The 21,992-nt window shown below is 70.6% G+C and carries 17 protein-coding genes; 12 read left to right on the top strand and 5 right to left on the bottom strand.

Annotation, left to right across the window (positions count from 1 at the left end; all coding sequences use genetic code 11):
* Nucleotides 1-59 precede the first annotated feature (59 nt).
* The 3 genes from glgC to BGM09_RS15945 all read right to left on the bottom strand — a co-directional run bounded on the left by glgC (nt 60) and on the right by BGM09_RS15945 (nt 3,099).
* Nucleotides 60-1,277, bottom strand: coding sequence for a glucose-1-phosphate adenylyltransferase (gene glgC / locus BGM09_RS15955; protein ID WP_188282256.1), 1,218 nt, complete (start codon nt 1,275-1,277; stop codon nt 60-62).
* A gap of 101 nt (nt 1,278-1,378) precedes the next feature.
* A complete protein-coding gene (glgA, locus tag BGM09_RS15950; RefSeq protein WP_188282255.1) occupies nt 1,379-2,554 on the bottom strand; it encodes a glycogen synthase in 1,176 nt (391 codons plus the stop codon).
* 131 nt (nt 2,555-2,685) lie between these two features.
* Nucleotides 2,686-3,099, bottom strand: a complete 414-nt coding sequence (locus BGM09_RS15945; RefSeq protein WP_188282254.1) for a nitroreductase family deazaflavin-dependent oxidoreductase — start codon at nt 3,097-3,099, stop codon at nt 2,686-2,688.
* A 464-nt stretch (nt 3,100-3,563) separates the two neighbouring features.
* Between BGM09_RS15945 and BGM09_RS15940 the strand changes: the two genes are divergently transcribed.
* Nucleotides 3,564-4,136: a GNAT family N-acetyltransferase gene (locus tag BGM09_RS15940; RefSeq protein ID WP_188282253.1), complete on the top strand. Its 573-nt coding sequence runs from the start codon at nt 3,564-3,566 to the stop codon at nt 4,134-4,136.
* Nucleotides 4,137-4,371: 235 nt separating this feature from the next.
* Here BGM09_RS15940 and BGM09_RS15935 read toward each other — a convergent pair whose 3' ends face one another.
* Nucleotides 4,372-5,319 (bottom strand): SDR family NAD(P)-dependent oxidoreductase, encoded by a 948-nt coding sequence (locus tag BGM09_RS15935; RefSeq protein WP_188282252.1) that lies wholly within the window; start codon nt 5,317-5,319, stop codon nt 4,372-4,374.
* A gap of 163 nt (nt 5,320-5,482) precedes the next feature.
* On the opposite strand from BGM09_RS15935, the gene BGM09_RS15930 reads away from it, so the two are divergent.
* The 3 genes from BGM09_RS15930 to BGM09_RS15920 all read left to right on the top strand — a co-directional run bounded on the left by BGM09_RS15930 (nt 5,483) and on the right by BGM09_RS15920 (nt 7,592).
* The gene (locus tag BGM09_RS15930; RefSeq protein WP_188282251.1) at nt 5,483-6,061 is read left to right on the top strand and encodes a TetR/AcrR family transcriptional regulator; all 579 of its coding nucleotides are present in this window, start codon (nt 5,483-5,485) and stop codon (nt 6,059-6,061) included.
* 151 nt (nt 6,062-6,212) lie between these two features.
* Complete coding sequence (locus BGM09_RS15925; protein WP_188282250.1) at nt 6,213-7,115, top strand: SigB/SigF/SigG family RNA polymerase sigma factor; 903 nt, start codon at nt 6,213-6,215, stop codon at nt 7,113-7,115.
* Nucleotides 7,116-7,310: 195 nt separating this feature from the next.
* Nucleotides 7,311-7,592, top strand: a complete 282-nt coding sequence (locus BGM09_RS15920; RefSeq protein WP_188282249.1) for a hypothetical protein — start codon at nt 7,311-7,313, stop codon at nt 7,590-7,592.
* Nucleotides 7,593-7,725: 133 nt separating this feature from the next.
* On the opposite strand, the gene BGM09_RS15915 is transcribed toward BGM09_RS15920, so the two are convergent.
* Nucleotides 7,726-9,204: an MFS transporter gene (locus tag BGM09_RS15915; RefSeq protein WP_188282248.1), complete on the bottom strand. Its 1,479-nt coding sequence runs from the start codon at nt 9,202-9,204 to the stop codon at nt 7,726-7,728.
* A gap of 460 nt (nt 9,205-9,664) precedes the next feature.
* Here BGM09_RS15915 and BGM09_RS15910 point away from each other — a divergent pair, with 460 nt between their 5' ends.
* The 8 genes from BGM09_RS15910 to BGM09_RS15875 all read left to right on the top strand — a co-directional run bounded on the left by BGM09_RS15910 (nt 9,665) and on the right by BGM09_RS15875 (nt 21,912).
* Entirely contained in the window at nt 9,665-10,399 is a 735-nt protein-coding gene (locus BGM09_RS15910) for a YoaK family protein (protein ID WP_188282247.1), read from the top strand.
* Between the two features lie 156 nt (nt 10,400-10,555).
* Entirely contained in the window at nt 10,556-10,885 is a 330-nt protein-coding gene (locus BGM09_RS15905) for a YciI family protein (protein WP_188282246.1), read from the top strand.
* A gap of 68 nt (nt 10,886-10,953) precedes the next feature.
* Nucleotides 10,954-12,339, top strand: coding sequence for an RNA polymerase sigma factor (locus tag BGM09_RS15900; RefSeq protein WP_188282245.1), 1,386 nt, complete (start codon nt 10,954-10,956; stop codon nt 12,337-12,339).
* 266 nt (nt 12,340-12,605) lie between these two features.
* A complete protein-coding gene (locus BGM09_RS15895; protein ID WP_188282244.1) occupies nt 12,606-13,859 on the top strand; it encodes a glycoside hydrolase family 3 protein in 1,254 nt (417 codons plus the stop codon).
* A 317-nt stretch (nt 13,860-14,176) separates the two neighbouring features.
* On the top strand, nt 14,177-15,364 hold the full coding sequence (locus tag BGM09_RS15890; protein ID WP_188282260.1) for an EfeM/EfeO family lipoprotein: 1,188 nt from the start codon (nt 14,177-14,179) through the stop codon (nt 15,362-15,364).
* Nucleotides 15,361-16,650: an iron uptake transporter deferrochelatase/peroxidase subunit gene (efeB, locus tag BGM09_RS15885; RefSeq protein ID WP_188282243.1), complete on the top strand. Its 1,290-nt coding sequence runs from the start codon at nt 15,361-15,363 to the stop codon at nt 16,648-16,650. The genes BGM09_RS15890 and efeB overlap by 4 nt, the downstream gene beginning before the upstream one ends.
* A 198-nt stretch (nt 16,651-16,848) precedes the next feature.
* A complete protein-coding gene (locus BGM09_RS15880) occupies nt 16,849-18,813 on the top strand; it encodes an alkaline phosphatase family protein (RefSeq protein WP_188282242.1) in 1,965 nt (654 codons plus the stop codon).
* A 495-nt stretch (nt 18,814-19,308) separates the two neighbouring features.
* On the top strand, nt 19,309-21,912 hold the full coding sequence (locus tag BGM09_RS15875) for a discoidin domain-containing protein (protein ID WP_188282241.1): 2,604 nt from the start codon (nt 19,309-19,311) through the stop codon (nt 21,910-21,912).
* Nucleotides 21,913-21,992: the final 80 nt, after the last annotated feature.

Raw genomic sequence — 21,992 nt, 5'->3', positions numbered from 1 at the left:
AACGGCGGCCACCCCTCACACCGAGGGGTGGCCGCCGTCCCGCGTACGAGCGGTGCGGGTCAGAGCACCGACTGGGCCTTGCCCAGGGCGATCACCCCCGCCGCGGACACCGTGTACAGCTCGCGGTCGCGGTCCGGGTTGACGCCGATGGTGGCGCCCGGCGGCACGTCGACGTTCTTGTCGAGCACCGCGCCCCTGACGATGGCGCCGCGCCCGACCCGTACGTTGTCGTGCAGTACCGAGCCCTGGACGACGGCGCCGGTGTCCACGACCACACCGGGCGACAGCACCGAGCGGGTGACCTGGCCGCGGATCTCACAGCCGGGGCTGACCACCGACTCGCCCACGATGCCGCCCGCGGCGATCTTGGCGGGCGGGAGCTGCCCGGAGTGGGTGTAGATGGGCCAGCGCCGGTTGTGCAGGCTGAAGGCGGGCTGGTCCGAGATCAGGTCCATGTGCGCGTCGTAGTACGCGTCCAGCGTGCCGACGTCGCGCCAGTAGCCGTGGTCGCGGGCGGTCTCGCCCGGCACGTGGTTGGCGTCGAAGTCGTAGACCTGGGCGACGCCCTGGTCGGTGAGCCGGGGCAGGATGCTGCCGCCCATGTCGTGCACGGACTGCGGGTCCTCCGCGTCCTCGTGCAGGGCGTCGATCAGCGTCTTCGTACTGAACAGGTAGTTGCCCATCGAGGCGAAGACATGCTGGGGGTCGCCGGGCAGCCCCGGCGGGTCGAGGGGTTTTTCCAGGAAGCGTTCCACTTGTATGCCGTCGGCGGCGGGCGATATCACGCCGAAGCCCGCCGCGTCGGCCCGGGGCACCTTGATACCCGCGACGGTGACACCGGCGCCGTGCTCGATGTGCTGCGCCAGCATCTGCCGGGGGTCCATCCGGTACACGTGGTCGGCGCCGAACACCGCGATGTAGTCCGGCTGTTCGTCGTGCACGAGATTGAGGGACTGAAGGATCGCGTCCGCGCTGCCGAGGTACCAGCGCGGGCCGAGCCGCTGCTGCGCCGGTACCGGCGTCACGTAGTTGCCCAGCAGGCTGGACATCCGCCAGGTGGTGGTCACATGGCGGTCCAGCGAGTGGGACTTGTACTGCGTCAGCACGCAGATCCGCAGGATGTCCGCGTTCACCAGGTTCGACAGGACGAAATCGACCAGGCGGTACGTGCCGCCGAAGGTCACCGCTGGTTTGGCCCGGTCGGCGGTCAGCGGCATCAGCCGCTTTCCCGCGCCGCCGGCCAGCACTATGCCCAGTACCGAAGGTCCTCCACGCATCGAGACCCCCCCTTGTCGTCTCTGCCGCTCATATCTGCTCCTCGTGCCGTTCTCGTGCCTGTTTCCGGTCCCGTGGTTCCGCCCCTCACCGGCTCACCCGCCTACCGGCCCTGCGCCAGCACCGACGCGTACAGCTCCGTCGTCCGTCGTGCCACGGTGTCCCAGCCGAATTCGCGCACCGCGCGGTCCCGGCCCGCCGCACCCATCCGCTCCGCCTCGGCGCGGTCGCCGATCACCCGGTTGAGCGCCTGCGCGAGTCCCGCCTCGAACGCGGCGGGGTCCTCCTCGCGGTAGGGCACGAGCAGCCCGGTGACGCCGTCCTCGACGACCTCGGGGATGCCGCCGACCGCGGAGGCGACCACGGGTGTGCCGCAGCCCATCGCCTCCAGATTCACGATGCCCAGCGGCTCGTACACCGACGGACAGGCGAACACCGCCGCGTGGGTGAGGAGTTGGACCACGGCGGGGCGTGGCAGCATCGCCGGGATCCAGTGCACGCCGTCGCGTACCGCGTTCAGCTCGTCGAAGAGCGCGCGGAATTCGCGGTCGAGCGCGGGGGTGTCGGGCGCTCCCGCGCACAGCACGAGCTGCGCGGACGGGTCGAGTTCGCGGGCGGCCCGCAGGAGATGGGGCACGCCCTTCTGCCGGGTGATCCGGCCGACGAAGAGCACGTAGGGGCGCTGCGGGTCGATGCCGATCCGGCTGAGCACGTCGGTGCGCGGGTCGGGGCGGTAGGTGGCGGTGTCGATCCCGTTGCGGATGACGTGCACCCGGTCGGGGTCGAGCGCCGGATAGCAGCCCAGGATGTCGCCGCGCATGCCGTCGGAGACCGCGACCACCGCGTCGGCCGACTCCATCGCCGTGCGCTCGGCCCAGCTCGACAGCGCGTAGCCGCCGCCGAGTTGCTCAGCCTTCCAGGGCCGCAGCGGCTCCAGCGAGTGGGCGGTGAGCACGTGCGGTATGCCGTAGAGCAGTTTGCTGAGATGGCCCGCGAGGTTGGCGTACCAGGTGTGCGAGTGGACGAGGTCGCGGCCCTGGAGACCGGCGGCCATGGCCAGGTCGACGGAGAAGGTGCGCAGCGCGTCGTTGGCGCCGTCGAGCGTGGCCGGGGCGTGGTGCCGGGTCACCCCCGTGTCGGGGCTGTCCGCCCCGTCGCCCCAGCAGTGCACGGCGACATCCACCAATGAGCGCAGTTCACGGGCCAGGAACTCCACGTGGACCCCGGCTCCGCCGTATACATCCGGCGGATATTCCCGGGTCAACAGACCCACCTTCACCGAGACCTCCTGCCGTCGACAACCGTGTGCCCCTGTTGCCTTCCCCGGTTGGACGCGGCCTACCGCGCGGGAGCGTGACGTAAATCCGCAGCCCGCGCGGTCCGGCGGCAGGTCGGACCCGCCGCGCGGTACTAGCGGCGGCTGAGCGCCATCACCGGGATGACCCGACTCGTCTTCTTCTGGTAGTCGGCGAAGCCGGGGTAGCGCGACGCCTGCTCGGCGTACTTCTCGTCGCGCTCGGCGTCCTTGAGCTCCTCGGCGTGCACGGGGATGGTCTCGTCGCCGATCTCGATGTCGATGTCGGGGTGCGCGAGGAGGTTGAGGTACCAGGCGGGGTGGGTGTCGGCGCCGCCCTTCGAGGCGAACACCAGATACCGGTCCCCGTCGGCCATGTACATCAGCGGGTTGACGCGCTCGATGCCGGTACGGGCGCCGCGGGTGTGCAGCAGCACCATCGGCGCGCCCTCGAAGGGCCCGCCGACCTTCCCGTGGTTGGCCCGGAACTCAGCCGTGATCCGGGCATTGAAGTCGTCGCCGTCGCTCATTCACCGCTCCTGACAGATGGGGTCAATACGGGTCCCACCGGTCACCTTAGCCAAGCGACCGGCCCGTTCTCCGTATCCGCGAACGCGAGCCCCCGGCCCGGCATTCCCCCGAACAGGTGTGCGTCGCGCGGGCATCGGACGGCGGTGCGGCCGATCTGCGGGAAATCGTCCGGATCGCACTGGACCACGCGTCACACCGGTCACCCGCACCGCGTACGGCGCAGGGGCACTGGCAGGCGGGCGTGCGCGGAACAGGTGCATCGTTTTCCCGCCAGATCCGGCGGGCCGCCCGGCTGACGTCCGCCGGGGCCGGCCGGGCCGCCCGCGCGCCGGGGGCGCAAGCACACGGCCCACCGGGCGATGGCCAATACAGCGGATCTGCCCAGGTGACGCGGAAAGTGGAATGACGCTTTACGGACGGCTGTCCGGAGCCGGACAGGGCACACGGAGGAGAGACGCGCGTGATGACCAACAGCCGCTCCGCCGCACCCGTTCCGCTGCGCAGCGGGGCACGGTTGGCGCTGGCACTGGCGAGGGAAGAGATGATGCAGGACTACCACCGGTGGGAGACCGATCCGGCGACCGTCGTCGGATTCGGGGCCCGCTGGCCGGTGTCCTGGGAAGTCTTCCAGGCACGTTTCCACAGCGGCCACACCTCCACCCACTACCAACTCTTCGAAGTGATCACCACGGACAGTGGCATTCCGGTCGGGACCACCGCGCTGAGCGTCGACCAGTCGGCCAACAGTGCCGAGTTCACCCTTGTCATCGCCCCGGAGCACCGCGGCCGGGGCTACGCCACCGAGGCCACCGCACTCACCCTCGACTGGGCTTTCACCATCGCGTCGCTGAGCGCGGTGTGGCTGGAGGTACTCGCTCCGCACACCGCCGCGGTGCACGCCTACCTCAAGGCCGGTTTCCGTGACGCCGGGCGGCTGCGCAGCGCCGCGCTGTGGCAGGGAAGGCGCGTCGACAAACTCCTGCTGGACTGCGTCCCCGGCGACCTGCCGGGGACCGAGCCGGACGAGAGGAGGTGATCCACGATGTCGTGCTCCGACGTGAACTGCCGTAAAGGCGGGTGCACCACCGACCCCGACCGCACCGGCCGCGAAGGCGGTCAGAAGCGCGGGTGAGCGGCCATCGGCCGGGCGCCGCGGTGCGGGACGTACCGCGGCGCCACCGTATACACGTCATACACATAGGTCTACGTTCGTTCCCGCCGATATCCCGACCGATGTCCCCACCGATGTCCCCACCGGCGTCCCCGCCGCGCTATCCGGCGGCCAGGGTCGCCGCGGACACCTCCCACAGCCGTCGCGCCGCCTCGGGGTCGAGGGCGTAGGCCGCGACGCCGTTGGGGGCGCCGGGCCGGTTCTCCGCCGCCTCGTCGCAGTCCTCGAAGTACCGGCCGCCGACGCCGTCGAGCAGCGGGGAGGCCGCGACCAGCACCGAGGTCGCCGCGCCCTGCTCCGGGGTCTTCCACCGCGGGGCGTCGGTGCCGCGCTCGGCGCGCAGCCGGTTCAGCTCCTCTTCGGACACGTAACGCTGGAGCTTGGTCCTGATCCCGCCCGGCATCAGCGCGTTGACGGTGATGCCGTCGCTCGCCCAGCGCTTGGTGGCCTCGACGCCGAACAGCACGTTGGCGGTCTTGGACTGGCCGTACGCGGACCAGGGCTCGTACGGCCGCTCGCGGAAGTGGATGTCGTCGAAGACGACGGGCGAGCGCAGGTGGGCGCTGGAGCTGACCGAGACCACGCGGGCGCCGCCGGCCGCGGCGAGCGCCGGGTGCAGGCCGGTGGCCAGGGCGAAGTGGCCCAGGTGGTTGGTGGCGAACTGCATCTCCCAGCCCTGCGGGGTGCGCATCTCGGGCGAGGCCATGATTCCGGCGTTGTTGACCAGCATGTGGAGCGGGCCCTGCCAGACCGCGACGAAGGCGGCGACCGACGTCTGGTCGGCCAGGTCGAGCGGGGCGACCCGCACCCGCTCGTTCCCCGTGGTCTTCGTGATGTCCTCGGCGGTCCGCCGGCCCGCCTCGGCGTCCCGTACGGCCAGCGTCACCTCGGCGCCGGCGGCGGCCAGGGCGCGGGCGGTCTCGATGCCGATACCGGACGCGCCGCCGGTCACGACGGCGCGGCGGCCGGTCAGATCGATGCCCGCCAGCACGTCGGCGGCGGTGGACTGCCTGGTGAAGGGGGTGGTGATGAGCGGGTTCGACGTCATGATCCGTGCGTCTCCTCGGTAACGCGGAGGGCATGGCACTGCCGGTACGATAGAAACCGGAGGAACCTCCGCTCAGATCCACCATAAGTGGAGGTACCTCCGCTTGCAAGTCCGCCGAGTCGCCGTGCCCCGACGGATCCGCGTCCTACCGAGGAGAGACACCGTGCCGGGCACCTCACCCCGCCCCCTGCGCGCCGACGCGCAGCGCAATCGCGACCGGCTGCTGGCCGCCGCCGTGCGCGCGTTCGCCCACGACGGGCCCGAGGTGACGCTCGAGGCCATCGCCAAGGACGCGGGGGTCGGCATCGGCACGCTCTACCGGAACTTCCCGACCCGCGAGGCACTGGTCGAGGCCGCGTACCGCAACGAGCTGACCCGGCTGTGCGACGCCGCGCCCCGGCTGCTCACCACCTCTCCCCCCGACGTGGCGGCGCGCGCCTGGATGGACCACTTCATCGACTACATGACGACCAAGCGCGGCATGGCCGACGCGCTGCGCGCCGTGATCGCCTCCGGCGGCGACCCCTTCGCGCACAGCCGTGAGGCGCTGCTCGGCGCGGTCGGCACACTGCTGCGGGCGGGCGCGGAGGCCGGGACGCTGCGCGCGGACGCCGACCCCGACGACGTACTCGTGGGGCTCGGCGGGGTGGCGCTGTCGGCGGGCGGTCCGGAGCGCAGAGCGCAGGCGGGACGGCTGTTGGACCTGCTCATGGACGGATTGCGCTACCGTGCGGGGCAGTAGTCGCGGCGCGCGGCCCTCAAGACGGACCCGGAACAGGCCGCCGCACGGGCCCGTTCAGGGCCCGGAAAAACTGCTCGAAAAAAAGTTGGCATAGGACGTTCGACAGCGGGCAAGCGGCTTGTGGACAGTCTTACCGAGGCGAGGCGATGACGTGACCACACAGGTTCAGCAGTCGGACAGCGCGTACGAAACGGCGACGCTTGAGGCGTCACCGCGATCCGAGGGCGGCTTGATTGGTGAACTTCCGTGGATCGACGACGCCACGGCGGTAGCCCCGAAGGACGCGCGGGCGCTGTCGAAGCTCTTCTTCGACCGGCTCCAGGCCGTCGAGGAGGGCACCCGTGAATACCAGTACGCCCGCAATACGCTGATCGAGATGAACCTCTCGTTGGTGCACTTCGCCGCCGGGCGCTACCGCAACCGGCCGGCCACCGACATGGAGGAGATCGTCCAGGTCGGCACGATCGGTCTGATCAAGGCCATCGACCGCTTCGACCTGTCGCGGGAGAACGAGTTCACCACCTTCGCCATCCCGTACATCGTCGGCGAGATGAAGCGGTTCTTCCGTGACACCTCCTGGGCCGTCCACGTACCGCGCCGCCTCCAGGAACTGCGCGTCGAGCTGAGCAAGTCCAAGGAAGCGCTCGCGCTGGTGCTGGACCGCGACCCGACGGTGGCCGAGCTGGCCGCGCACCTCGACCTGACCGAGGAAGAGGTCATCGAGGGCCTGGTCGCCGCCAACGGCTACACCGCGGGCTCGCTGGACACGCCGTACAACGACGGTGAGAGCGGCGGTGACGGCGAGGGCCGCACGCTGGCCGACACCTTCGGTGAGTGCGACTACGCGATGGACCTCATCGAGAACTTCCAGAGCCTGGCCCCGCTGATCGCCAAGCTCCCCGCGCGCGACCGGCAGATCCTCCAGATGCGCTTCGGCGAGGAGATGACGCAGGCGCAGATCGGCGAGGAGCTGGGCTACTCGCAGATGCACGTGTCGCGGCTGCTGAGCCGCACCATCGCTGGCCTGCGCGCGGGCCTGATGACGCAGAAGTAGGCAGCGAGCACAACGAACGGCTGAGGGGCCTCCCGGACCGGGAGGCCCCTCAGCCGTTCACGCGTACCCGGTACCGCTCCTCGTCGATTGCGCGATACATGAAGTGTGTGACGGACAGTGAACGGGGAATGCGACGGGTAGTTGACGATATGTGGATGAGGGATCCGGATGACGGATGACGAAGGGGTGCGGTCCATGACCATTGCCAGTGACAGCCAGTCGGTGTCGGACGAACTGCGCGACCGGGCGGGCGCGTTCGTGAACAGCCATGTCGACATGTGGGTGACGGTGGAGGACGACGGGGTGCTGATCCTCGCCGGCGGCGACGCCGCGGAGCTCTTCCAGGCCGCCACCGACTGGTTGCGCGAGGGGCCCGCCTACACGGTCGCCTCGGTCGGCTGGGCGCGCCAGGAGGCGGAGCCCGCTTACGCGTTGCGACTGGTTCTTCAGCAGCCGGTGGGCGGCGACATCGCGTGACCGGTGCCCGTCCGCGGCCCCGCTGCCAGGAGGCCGGGGTCGCGGGCGGGCCGGTGTTCGTCGCGAAGGTGTTCGGGACTACGAGAAGAGGTCCGGGGCTCCGAGAGGTCCGGGGCTCCGAAAGATCCGGCCGCTACGCCGACGCGGACGCCGGATCGGCCGACGACAGCGGGGCGGCGATGTCCTCGAGCGAGCGGCCCTCGGCCTTGACCGCGAGCACCGCCGCCACCAGGCCCGCCGCGCACATCAGGGCCGCGCCGATGACGAAGGCCAGCACAGTGTCGTCCACGACACCGGACTTGGTGAGGTCGGCGAAGACCAGCGGACCGCTGATGCCGCCGGCGGCCGTACCGATGGCGTAGAAGAAGGCGATGGCCATCGCGCGGGTCTCCATCGGGAAGATCTCCGAGACGGTCAGATACGCGCTGCTGGCACCGGCGGAGGCGAAGAACAGCACGACGCACCAGCACGCGGTCATCGTCGTGGCGTCCAGCGAGCCGCGGTGGAAGAGCCACGCGGTGCCGAAGAGCAGGATGCCGGAGATCAGATACGTCGAGGAGATCATGATCCGGCGGCCTACGGTGTCGAAGAGCTTGCCGAGCAGCAGTGGACCGAGGAAGTTGCCGGCCGCGATGACCGCGAAGTAGTAGCCGGTCTTGCCGGTCGAGACGCCGAAGAAGGTGGTGAGGATCGAGCCGAACCCGAAGGTGATGGCGTTGTAGAGGAACGCCTGGCCGATGAAGAGCGACAGGCCGAGCACCGCGCGCTTGGGGTACTTGCGGAACACGGTCTTGGCGATCAGCCCGAACCCGATGCTCTTGCGCTGGTGGATGGTGATGGAGTTCTTGGCGCGCGGCAGCCGCTCGCCCTTCTCCTGCTCGATCTCCCGCTCGACCGTGCCGACGAGTTGGTCCGCCTCGTCGCCGTAGCCGTGGATGAACTGCCAGCGCGGGCTCTCCGGCACGTGCCGCCGTACCACCAGGATCACCAGACCGAGGACGACGCCGAGGGCGAAGGTGAGCCGCCAGCCGACGTCCTTGGGGAAGATGTCGGTGTTCAGCGCGACGATCGACAGCAGCGAGCCGCCGATGGCCCCGAGCCAGTAACTGCCGTTGATGATCAGATCGACACGACCGCGGAATCTGGACGGGATCAGTTCGTCGATGGCCGAGTTGATCGCCGCGTACTCGCCGCCGATGCCGAAGCCGGTCAGGAAGCGGAAGGTGAAGAACCACCAGGGCTGGAAGGACAGCGCGGTCATCGCGGTCGCGGTGAGGTAGACCGCGAGGGTGACCATGAAGAGCTTCTTGCGGCCGAAGCGGTCGGTCAGCCAGCCGAAGAAGAGGGCGCCCACGCAGGAGCCCGCCACGTAGAGCGCGGCGGCGATGCCCGTGATCTGGGCGGACGTGACGGACAGCCCGCTGCCCTGTTCGGAGATCCGCCCGGCGATGTTGCCGACAGTGGTCACCTCGAGGCCGTCGAGGATCCACACGGTGCCCAGGCCGATCACGATCATCCAGTGCCAGCGCGACCACGGCAGCCGGTCGAGGCGCGCGGGGACGTCGGTGGTGATCGTGCCGCCGGACGCGGCTTCCGGCGCTGACGCCGCCATGGGTCCCTCCTTCATGAGCCGTACCGACGGCTCGACGTGAGCCGGTCCGACAGCCCGGTCCGAGCCGGGCCGACGGCCCGACCCTTGCGCGGCTGCCCCCTTGACGTGCCGTCATGCCGCGTCACTGCTCGCGCGCTCCAGGATCGCCACGTCGCGGGCCAGTCTCACACCGGCGCGAGCCCGTACGGCGCCGACAGCCCGCACGTCCCCCGTATGCCTCGCGCGGCACGGCTGACGTGCCCGTTCGGGCGGATGTACGGGCGGATGTACGGATGCCCGTGCGTCCACGGGCGGCCTGCCTTCCATACCGGCGCGGCCCGATCTTCCATACCGGCGCGACCCGACTTTCACACCGGCGCGGCCCGCTTACTGCGGAAGGTCCCGCGCGGCGGGGGGCCCGACGGGCTCCGGGGCGCGACCATGGGTCGCCCAGGGAACGCATGATCGGAGGACGGCCGCCGTGAACTCCATGCTCCGCGAGGCGCGCGACACGCTCGTACCCGACCTCGGCGGGCGGCACGGGCCGCTGCCGCCGCTGCTGCTCGGGCTCACCGTCGTGACCGGGCTAGTCGACGCCTTCAGCTATCTGGCGCTGGGCCGGGTCTTCGTCGCGAACATGACGGGCAACGTCGTCTTCATGGCCTTCTCGCTCGCCGGTTCCAGCGGCTTCTCGCTGACCGCCTCCGTCCTGTCGCTGCTCTCCTTCGCCGTGGGCGCGCTGGCCGCCGGGCGGCTGGCCAACCGCGTCGTGCGGCACCGGGCGCGGCTGCTGCTCGCGGTGACGGCCGCGCAGGCGCTGCTCGTCCTGGTCTGTTACGTGGTCGGCGAACTGGTCGACCTGCCTGCCGCCGGGTGGAGCCGCTGGTGCCTGGTCGTGCTGCTCGGCTTCGCGATGGGCGGGCAGAACGCGGTGGTACGGCGGCTGGCCGTGCCCGACCTGACGACCACGGTGCTGACCCTGACCATCACCGGCGTGGCCTCGGACAGTCGGCTGGCGGGCGGCGCGACGAGCAAGGCGGGGCGCAGGCTGCTCTCGGCGGCGGCGATGTTCCTCGGGGCCCTGGCCGGTGCCGCGCTGATCGGGCACGGGCACCGGGCGCTGCCGCTGCTCATCGCCGGTGCGGCGCTGGTCGCGGTGGCGGTGGCGCTGTTGCCGCACCGGCGCTCGGTGCTCGGCTGGACGGCGGCGGCGTGACGCGGACGTGGACGCGGCTCGTACCGAAGTTCTCTCCGCCCGGTGTAGTTTCCGGCGGATCCCGATCGTCGTAGGGGTGGACGCACGGGAGCAAGAAGAGGCCCGTGGCCGCCGGAGGTGTCGCAACCCCGGAGTAACCGGAGAAGGAGAAGGACCATGAAGTATCTGCTGCTCATCTGCGACGACGGATCGATGGCCGCCGCGCCCGAGGAGGAGCTGGACGCGATGCCGTGGGTCGCGGAGACGACCCGCGACGGCACCCGGCTGCTGGGCAGCCGCATCCGTCCGGCGCAGGACGCGACCACCGTACGGTTCAAGGACGGCGCGCCGCTGATCACGGACGGGCCCTTCGCCGAGACGAAGGAGCAGATCTGCGGCTTCGACATCATCGACTGCGCCGATCTGGACGAGGCGATCGCGATCGCCGCGAAGCATCCGGTGGCGCGGTACGGGATGGTCGAGGTGCGGCCGTTCTGGACGGAGTGACGGCGCGACGGACTGACGAGGCGACGGTCTGACGAAGAGGCGGTCTGACGAGGTGGCGGAGTGAGGCGATGACGGGTCGGGACGCGGCGGCCGGGCCGCACGGGGAGTCCGGCCGCGGACAGGCGCGCCCGCCGTCGGGGCCGCGCCGCCCCGACCCGGTCAAGGACGCCGTCGCCGCGGCCTGGTCCGAGGAGTGGGGCCGGGTCGTGGCGGCGGTGATCGGCATGACCGGCGACTGGGACCTCGCGGAGGAGTGCGCGCAGGACGCGTTCGCGCGGGCGCTGGAGCGCTGGCCGGTCGACGGTGTGCCGCGCAGGCCCGGCGCCTGGCTGACCACCACCGCCCGCAACCGCGCGCTGGACCGGCTGCGCAGGGCGGCGAACGAGAAGCGCAAGCTGCGGAAGGCGGCCGTGCTGACCCCGGTGGACGACGCCCTCCCGCCGCCCGGGAACGACGAGGACCCGGTACCGGACGACCGGCTGCGGCTGATCTTCACCTGCTGCCACCCCGCGCTGCCGCTGCCGTCCCGCGTCGCGCTGACCCTGCGCACCCTGACCGGGCTGAGCACGGCGGAGATCGCGCGGGCCTTCCTGGTGCCCGAGGGCACGATGGGGCAGCGGCTCACCCGCGCCAAGAGCAAGATCCGGCACGCGGGCATCCCCTTCCGGGTGCCGCCGCGAGACCTGCTCCCGGAGCGGACCTCCGCCGTACTCGCCGTGCTGTACCTGCTGTTCAACGCCGGTTACGCGCCCGGCGGCGACGCGGCGGACAGCGCCGGCCAGCGGCGCGTCACCGCCGAGGCGATCCGGCTGGCCCGGCTGCTGGCCGCGCTGCTGCCGTACGAGCCGGAGGCCCGCGGCCTGCTCGCGCTGATGCTGCTGCACGACGCGCGCGCCGCCGCCCGTACCGACCCGGCCGGTGACCTGGTGCCGCTCGACGAGCAGGACCGTACGGCCTGGGACCGGGAGGAGATCGCCGAGGGGCTCGCCGTCCTGGAGGACGCCCTGCTCGCCCGCCGCCCGGGGCCGTACCAGGTCCAGGCGGCCATCGCCGCCTGCCACGCGGGCGCCGCCGAGCCCGCCGCCACCGACTGGCCGCAGATCGCGCTCCTCTACGGCGAACTGGCGCGCTTGACGCCGAGCCCCGTGGTCGAGCTCAACCGCGCGGTCGCCGTCGCCATGGCCCGCGGCCCCGCCGCGGGCCTCGCCCTGGTCGACGCCCTCACCGCGAGCGGCCGACTCGCCGACTACCACCTGCTCCCCGCCACCCGCGCCGACCTGCTGCGCCGTCTCGGCCGCGCCCCCGCCGCCGCCGACGCCTACCGCGCGGCCATCGCCCTCTCCCCCACCCCACCCGAACGCCGCTTCCTCCTCCGCCGCCTGGCCGAGGTCGAATCCGGCACCGGAACGTCCGGCTCGACGCCTCCCACGGCCCCGGACCCGACTGACGGCTGACGGCCGCTCCGTCGCCTCACTTTTTTCAAGCCGCCGGGCTGCGTCGCCGTACCGCGTCGCCGGGCCGCGTCACACCCATCGCGGGGGTTTCTCCACGTCACGTGAGACAACTGGCGTCCCAGGGGGAAGGGGGATGAATGCATACGTTCCGTTTCCGTGTGATCGAAAAGGTGTGAGGTCTTCCCGTGCGTCTGCCGACTGCTCCTGGTGCCGCCAGCCGAACGTCCCGCTCGCGACGGTGTGGGGTGGGGCTCACGGTGGGGCTGATGGTCACTGTCGCGGCCTGTTCCAGCGGGGGCGGGAGCGGTGACACGTCGGCCACGTCCGTAGCGCCCGGTACGACGTCGGCCTCGCCCAGCGCGGCGCCGACGACCACGGCCACGTCGGCCCGCCCGTCGGCGTCACCGTCGCCCAGTACGACGCACGCCCCTGCCGTACCGCCGCCCGCGGCGACCACGACCAAGGCGCAGGCGAGCTGCGTGGACCGGACGGCGGACGCGATGTCGACCGCCCAGCGCGTCGGGCAGCTCTTCATGTCGGCGGTGACGTCCACCGGGATGACCGGCTCCGAAGCGTCGGCGATCACGCAGGGCAAGGTGGGCGCGGTCATCCTGATGGGCCACACCTCGGCGGGCACGCAAGCGGTCAAGGGCGTCACCGACCGGGTGCGTACGCTCGCCACCGCCGTCAAGGGCTCGAATCTGCGGCTGCTGGTCTCTACCGACCAGGAGGGCGGCGAGGTCCAGGTACTCAACGGCCCCGGCTTCTCCAGCATGCCGAACGCGGTCACGCAGGGTCAGTGGTCCGCGTCGCGACTCCGGCAGGAGGCGGCGACGTGGGCGGGCGAGCTCAAGGCGGCCGGGGTGAACATGAACCTGGCCCCGGTCGCGGACACGGTCCCGGCTGATCTGGTGAGCGTCAACGCGCCGATCGGCGAGCTGCACCGGGAGTACGGAAACGATCCTTCGACCGTCGCCACGCACAGCGACGCGTTTCTGACCGGCATGCGGCAGTCCGGGGTCGTCCCCACCGCCAAGCACTTTCCCGGTCTCGGCCGGGTCCGCGGCAACACCGACCTGACGGCGGGCGTCACGGACACGGTGACCACCCGTAACGACTCCTACCTCCAGCCGTTCCGCAGTGCCATCCAGGCGGGCACGCCGTTCATGATGGTCTCGTCGGCGACCTACACGAAGATCGACGCCAACAACCAGGCGGTCTTCTCGCGGATCGTCCTGCACGACCTGCTGCGCACCCAGCTCGGCTTCAAGGGCGCGGTCATCTCCGACGACATCGGCGCGGCCGTCGCCGTCAGCGACCGCACCCCCGCCCAGCGCGCGCTGGACTTCTTCGCCGCGGGCGGCAACATGCTGCTGACGGTCCGGCCGAGCGACATCGCGCCGATGACCGCCGCCGTCATCGACCGGCTCCCGAAGGACGCGACGCTGCGCGGCGCGGTCGACGACAGCCTGCACCGCATCCTGACCGCCAAGGTCAACGCGGGTCTGCTGAGCTGCTGAACTGCTGACGCGTGGCGGTGCCGCAGGCGTGTGACGGTGCCGCGGACGCGAGACGGCGCGCGGCGCCGCCGACGCGAAACGGTGCTTCGCCGACCAGAAGCCGGCCGAAAACCCCGGTAAGGGTGCCCTTATGTGACTCAAGGGTGAACTGCCGGGGAATTGTGGATTCCTGACCTTGGCGCAGGTGGGTGCACGGCCGCGAGGTGCTTAGCATGAACGGCGCCCCGTCCCACTGCACCGACATCTGGAGGTCCGGTGTGTCCGCCGAACCAGACGGCATAGCTCCGCCGCCCCCGAACCGACTCCGCCGCGTGCCGATGTGGCAGGTGGCCGCGGCCGGGCTCGCCGTCGCGGGAGCGATCACCGCGGCGGTGCTGACCGTCGGTGGCGGCGGTCACACCGACAAGCGCGCCGCTCCCGCCACCGCGGCGGACGGTCTGCGGCACACCGCGGTGGACGCGTCCACGGGCGGCTGCGGCCGGGGCTGGATCACGCCGAAGCCGGGCACGCAGGTCTTCGACCTGCGCAACACCGGTGCGAGCGCCACCGAGGTCTATCTGACCGACCCGCGCAGCGGGAAGGTATACGGCGAGGTCGAGGGCCTGGCCCCTGGCATCACCCGGCCGATGGTGGTGGACCTGGGCAGCGGCTCGTACGCGTTCAAGTGCCTCCAGGAGGACACCGACGCGGTCACCGGACCGACCGTCGTCGTACCGGGGACGGCCCCGCGGGGTCCGGCCGCGGTACCCGTCACCCAGCACGATCTGATCCCGCCGACGCTGGCGTACCAGCGGTGGGTCGGCGACCGGATCGACGACCTCGCCCGCGGCGCCGGCACCCTGAAGTCGGACATCGACGGCGGCGATCTGGCCGCGGCCCGCCGCGACTGGCTGAGCGCGCATCTGGTCTACGAGCGGATGGGCGCCGCGTACGGCACCTTCGGCGACGCGGACGGCGCGATCAACGGCACGACCTCGCTCACGCCCGGCTCGGTCGCCTCCGCGGACTTCACCGGCTTCCACCGGATCGAGTACGGGCTGTGGCACGGCGCCTCCGCCGACTCGCTGCGCGGCCCGGCCGCCGCCCTGGTCAAGGACGTGGCGACGCTGCGCGACGGCTGGTCGCAGGAGCGGATGGACCCCGCCGACCTGGGGCTGCGCGCGCACGAGATCGTGGAGAACGCCGAGCAGTTCGAACTGACCGGCCGTACGGACTACGGCAGCGGTACGAATCTGGCCACGGCCCGCGCGAATCTCGACGGCACGAAGGAACTGCTCGACCGGCTGCACGCCCTGCTCGCCCCGCGCGACCCGCGCACCGCCGAGCTCGACGCCTCACTGAAGCGCGCGGAGCAAGATCTGGACGCCGCGCACCACGGTGAGACATGGACGCCGCTCGACAAGCTGACACACGATCAGCGCCAGCGGATCAACGCCGACTTCGGCGATCTGCTCGAACAACTCGCCCCGGTGGCGGCGATCTTCGATGTACGGAGGACGGCATGACGGACACGCACGGGCCCGCGGCGGGCGCGGGCGACCTGCGGCGGCGCGGCTTTCTGCGCGGCGCGGCGCTCGGTGTGGGCGCCGTCGGCGCGGTGGCCGGTGGCGCCGCCGCGCTGACGGGCGCGACGGCTTCCGCCGCCAGCCCGACCCCGACCGCGGCGGCACGTACGAAGGCCGACTTCCACGGCCCGCACCAGGCGGGCATCACGCAGCCGGTGCAGCCGTCCTCGCTCTTCCTGTCCCTCGACGTCACCGCCGCCGACCGGCGTGAACTGACCGAGCTGCTGCACACCGTCACCGACCGGGCCCGGTTCCTGACCGGCGGCGGTACGCCCGCGGCGCTCGGCATCACGGACTCGCCGTCGGACAGCGGCACGCTGGGCCCGAAGGTGCCGGGCGACGGTCTGACCGTCACCGTCGGGGTGGGCGCGTCGCTCTTCGACGAGCGGTTCGGGCTCAAGGACCGCAAGCCGTCGCGGCTGAGCACGATGCCCGCGTTCGAGGACGACGATCTTCAACCCGACTGGTGCCACGGCGACCTGAGCCTCCAGCTCTCCGCGCCGCACCCGGACACGGCGCTGCACGCGCTGCGCGACATCGCCCGGCACACCCGCGGCGGCATGCAGGTCCGCTGGCGACTGGACGGTTTCACCAGCCCGCCACGGCCCAGCGGCACACCGCGCAACCACATGGGCTTCAAGGACGGAACCTCCAATCCGGACATCAGCGATCCGGCCACCGCGAACGAGCTGTTGTGGGTGCGGGGCGCCGCGGCCGGCGCCCCGGCGGGCGGCGAGCCCGCCTGGACGACCGGCGGCACGTATCAGGTGGTGCGGACGATCCGGATGCTGGTGGAGTTCTGGGACCGGGTCTCGATCACCGAGCAGGAGCGGATGTTCGGCCGCAGCCGGGACACCGGCGCACCGCTGGACGGGACCAGGGAATTCGACACGCCGAGGTTCGCCCAGGATCCGACCGGCGATGTGATCCCGCTTGACAGCCACATCCGGGTCGCCAATCCGCGCACCGCGCAGAGCGACAACTCCCGTATCCTGCGCCGTGGTTACAACTACGACCGGGGTATGGACAGCAATGGCAACCTCGACATGGGGCTGATCTTCGTCTGCTATCAGCGGGACATCGAGCGGCAGTTCGCGGCGGTGCAAAAGCGCCTCGCGGGTGAGCCGCTGGTGGACTACGTCACCCCGTTCGGCGGCGGCTATTTCTTCGTCCTGCCGGGGGTGCGCGACCGGTCCGACTGGCTCGGCAGCGGGCTGCTCGCCTGAAACCGCAGCTCAGAGTGTAAAAGTGGGGTCAAGGCTTCCTAAGATTTTACTGACCCGCTGTTCACCCGGCCTCCACCGCTGTGCCTTTGTCATGTCGCGGACCGCCATGACGATCGCGTTCGACACCGTGCACATTCGACACCGTGCACGAATGACAGCGGCACGCGCGACGCGGCACTTAGCGGAGGCTGAGAAAGTATGAGCACCACAAGCGGTTCTGGCAGGAGCAGAGGGGCGGGCCCGCGCGTACGGGCCGCCCGGTGGGGGGCGTTCGCCGGAGCTGCGGCGCTCGTGCTGATGGGCGGGACGGCGGCGCCGGCCCTCGCCGACTCCCCGGCGCACAACGGCGCCGGCGCCACGGAGACGCCGATCAAGCACCTGGTGGTGATCTTCCAGGAGAACGTCTCCTTCGACCACTACTTCGGCAGCTACCCGGCGGCGGCGAACACCGACGGGACGAAGTTCACGGCGGCCAGGAACACGCCGAAGAACATCGACACCCTCGCGCACGCCGGTCTGCTCAAGACCAACCCGAACCAGTACGCGCCCAAGCGGCTCTCCCCCGACCAGGCCGTGACCTGCGACCAGAACCACAACTACGGCCCCGAGCAGTACGCGGCCAACGGCGGCAAGGCCGACGCGTACGTCCAGAACACCGAGACCAGCAAGTGTTCGGGCGGCCTGTTCGGCGAGCCCGGTCTGGTGATGGACTACTACGACGGCAACACCGTCACGGGTCTGTGGAACTACGCGCAGCACTACTCGCTGGGCGACAACTCGTACAGCTCCACGTACGGTCCGTCCACGCCGGGCGCGCTCAACCTGGTCTCCGGTCAGACGCACGGCGTCATCTCGGTCGACCCGGCCTCCGGCACCGAGAAGCCGAAGCAGACGGCGACGCCGGACGCGTACACGGTGATCTCGCCCGACGCCAAGGGCGTCGGCACGGTCATCAACGACCCCGACCCGGCGTTCGACGACTGCTCGGACAACAGCCACACCAGCACCAACGCGCTGGCGGTCATGCAGGGCAAGAACGTCGGTGACCTGCTGAACTCCAAGAAGGTCACCTGGGGCTGGTTCCAGGGCGGCTTCCGTCCCTCCACCGCGTGGGACGGCAAGAGCGGTGACTACGCGAGCTGCACGGGCTCCACGCACGCCAACATCGCCGGCGCGTCCTCGGTGGACTACAGCCCGCACCACTCTCCGTTCCAGTACTACAAGTCGACGGCGAACCCGCACCACCTCGCGCCGAAGAACACCGCCGAGATCGGGCACAACGGCCAGGCGAACCACAACTACGACCTGACCGACTTCGGCTCCGCGCTCAAGGCGGGCAGCCTGCCGGCCGTCAGCTTCCTGAAGGCCGCCGAGTACCAGGACGGCCACGCCGCATACTCCGACCCGACCGACGAGCAGAACTTCCTCGTCAAGGAGATCAACGCGGTCCAGGCGTCGTCCTCCTGGAAGGACACCGCGGTCGTCGTCGCGTACGACGACTCCGACGGCTGGTACGACCACGCGTACGCCAAGCCGCAGAACGGCTCGAAGGACAGCACGGTCGGCTCCAACGGCAAGGCAGTCGACAGCCCGGCGTGCCAGGCGGGTCCCGCGTCGGCCGGTGGCTACGCGGACCGCTGCGGACCCGGCACCCGGCAGCCGCTGCTGGTCATCTCCCCTTACAGCAAGGTGAATTCGGTCGACCACACCCGCACCGAGCAGGCGTCGATCACCAAGTTCATCGAGGACAACTGGAAGACCGGCCGGGTCGGTGACGCGTCCTTCGACAGCCGCGCCAACTCGCTGACCGGCGCGTTCGACTTCAAGCACCCGAACAACAAGCAGGTGCTGCTGAACGGCGACGGCTCCGTGAAGTCGGTCAGGGACATCGACACCCACGGCGGGGGCGGCCCCGGCACCTCCGGCGGCTCCTCCTCGGGTGGCGCGAACTCCGGCGGGGCGAACTCCGGCGGCTCCAACGGCGGTTCGCACTCGGGCGGTTCGTCCGGCGGTCACAACGACGCCTCCACGCAGACCCTCGCGGAGACCGGCGGCACCTCCCCGGTCCTGCCGCTGGGTATCACCGCGGGTGTGCTGCTCGTCGGCGGCGGGGCGCTCTACTACGCACGCCGGGGCCGCCGTCAGTCGACCACCACGGTCTGACCCGACGCTCGCTCCCAGGGCCGTTCCCGGTGCGCCTCGCGCGCGCCGGGAACGGCCCTTTTCGCCTTCCGCCGCACATACCACCGCAGTCCACTGCGGCTTCACGCTCTGAAGGTATACGTAAGCGTTTCCGGTCAGGACCGGGGTGCGGGCGAGGTGCGACGGTGCCTCAACCGGCCTGTCGCGCGGAGAGGTCCTGACATACCCGCTGGTCACCGCAGTGCGTTCAACTTGTGTCACAAGCTACGACGGCTTTGCCCGGATTTCTGGAGCTTCCCCATTCGGGCGGACGCACTCTGTGCACAAGTCTTGACATGGATGAAACACAGGGAGAACCATCGCGGTGTGCACCCCGGGAGAGCGCTCTCACCTCAACAGGTGGGCGACCGCCCGGACTTCACCGTTTCAGCAGCATCCTGTCGTCCGGCCACCGCAGTCCGGCCGGACGATCACCGACCCCTGCCCCCCCCACGTGTGGAACCAGGAGAGTTGCTCATGCTCGCTCCCCCCTCCGGCTCGACGGCGCTGAGACCATCAGCACCGGCGAATCGGCGTAACGCCGCCGCGGCGATCATCACGGCCCTGATCGCCTCGCTGCTCCTCTTCGTGCCCTCGCACTCCGCCCGCGCGGCGGACACACTGCTCTCCCAGGGCAAGACCGCGACGGCATCGTCGACCGAGAACGGGGGCACACCCGCCTCGGCCGCGGTCGACGGCAACACCGCCACCCGCTGGTCCAGCGCCGCCTCCGACCCGCAGTGGCTCCAGGTTGACCTCGGCGCCACGGCGACCATCAGCTCCGTCACCCTCAACTGGGAGGCGGCGTACGCCAAGGCGTTCAAGATCCAGGTCTCGGCCGACGGCACGAACTGGACCGACGCCTACTCCACCACCACCGCGACCGGTGGAGTCCAGACCGTCGCCGTAAACGCTTCCGGGCGTTATGTCCGTATGTACGGTACGGCGCGCGCGACCGGATACGGTTACTCGCTCTGGGAGTTCCAGGTCTACGGCAGCACGGGCGGCGGCAACCCGCCGGCCGCCGGGACGCTGCTCTCGCAGGGCAAGACCGCCACCGCGTCCTCGACCGAGAACGGGGGCACACCCGCCTCGGCCGCGGTCGACGGCAACACCGCCACCCGCTGGTCCAGCGCGGCCAGTGACCCGCAGTGGCTCCAGGTCGACCTGGGCGCCACGGCGACCATCAGCTCGGTCGCGCTCAACTGGGAGGCGGCGTACGCCAAGTCCTTCAAGATCCAGACCTCGGCCGACGGCACGAACTGGACCGACATCTACTCCACCACCACCGGCACGGGCGGCAACCAGACGCTCACCGTGACCGGCACCGGGCGCTACGTCCGGGTGTACGGCACGGTCCGCGCCACCGGATACGGCTACTCCCTCTGGGAGTTCCAGGTGTTCGGCACCGCGGGCGGCGGCGGTGGCACCGGCCCGATCCAGGGCGGCGGCGACCTCGGTCCCAACGTCAAGGTCTTCGACCCGTCCACGGCCAACCTCCAGGGCCAGCTCGACCAGATCTTCGCCCAGCAGGAGTCCAACCAGTTCGGTGACGCCCGCTACCAGGTCTTCTTCAAGCCCGGTACGTACAACGGCCTCAACGACCAGGTCGGCTTCTACACCTCGGTCTCCGGCCTGGGCAAGAACCCGGACGACGTCCAGATCAACGGTGACATCACCGTGGACGCGGGCTGGTTCAACGGCAACGCGACGCAGAACTTCTGGCGCTCGGTGGAGAACCTGGCCATCAAGCCGGTCAGCGGCGACGACCGCTGGGCCGTGGCGCAGGCCGCGCCGTTCCGCCGGATCCACGTCCAGGGCGGTCTGAACCTGGCGCCGGCCGGTTATGGCTGGGCGAGTGGCGGCTACATCGCCGACAGCAAGATCGACGGCACCGTGGGCCCGTACTCGCAGCAGCAGTGGTACACCCGCGACAGTTCCATCGGCGGCTGGACCAACGGCGTGTGGAACATGGTGTTCTCGGGTGTGCAGGGCGCTCCGGCGCAGGGCTTCCCGAACCCGGTCTACACGACGCTGGCCACGACGCCGGAGTCGCGCGAGAAGCCGTACATGTACCTGGACGGCAACAACTACTCGGTGTTCGTGCCGAGCCTGCGGCAGAACGCGAGCGGCACCTCCTGGCCCAACACGCCGGGTACGTCGATCCCGCTGACGCAGTTCTACGTGGCGCACCCCGGCGACTCCGCGGCGACCATCAACGCGGCGCTCGCGCAGGGGCTGAACCTGCTGCTCACTCCGGGCATCTACCACGTGGACCAGCCGATCAACGTCACGCGCGCCAACACCGTCGTCCTCGGCCTCGGCTACGCCACGGTCGTCCCGGACAACGGCGTGGACGCGATGAAGGTCGCCGACGTGGACGGCGTCCGCCTGGCGAGCTTCCTGATCGACGCCGGTGCGGGCAACTCGCCGCAGCTCCTCCAGGTCGGCGCGCCCGGTTCGTCCGCGAACCACTCGGCCAACCCGACCACGGTCCAGGACGTGTTCGCCCGGGTCGGCGGCGCGCGCGCCGCTCAGGCCCAGACCGCGTTCGAGATCAACAGCAATGACGTCATCATCGACCACACCTGGATCTGGCGTGCCGACCACGGCAGCGCGCCGACCGGCTGGAACGTCAACCCGGCCGACATCGGTCTGAAGGTCAACGGCAACAACGTACTGGCGACCGGCCTGTTCGTGGAGCACTTCAAGAAGTACGACGTGGAGTGGTCCGGTCAGAACGGCAGGACGATCTTCTTCCAGAACGAGAAGGCCTACGACGCCCCGAACCAGGCGGCGGTCCAGAACGGCAGTATCCGCGGGTTCGCGGCCTACAAGGTGGACGACAACGTCACCACCCACGAGGGCTGGGGTCTCGGCAGCTACTGCAACTACACGGCCGATCCGTCGATCATCCAGGACCACGGCTTCGAGGCACCGACCACGGCGGGCGTGAAGTTCCACGACCTGCTGGTCGTCTCGCTCGGCGGCATGGGCCAATACGCCCACGTCATCAACAACACCGGGCCGGGCACGTCGGGCACCTCGACCGTACCGTCCACGGTGACGTCGTACCCGTAACCCCGTGACGAAGGCCGTCATGGCGCCTGAGACCCCGTAGGCGCGTCGCCCCACAGGCGCGTCTACGGGCACCACCGAGT

The sequence above is a fragment of the Streptomyces sp. CBMA29 genome (assembly GCF_014596445.1).
Taxonomy (GTDB): Bacteria; Actinomycetota; Actinomycetes; order Streptomycetales; family Streptomycetaceae; genus Actinacidiphila.
Note: the sequence above shows the minus strand (reverse complement) of the source record. Positions and strands in the feature narration are given on the sequence as shown.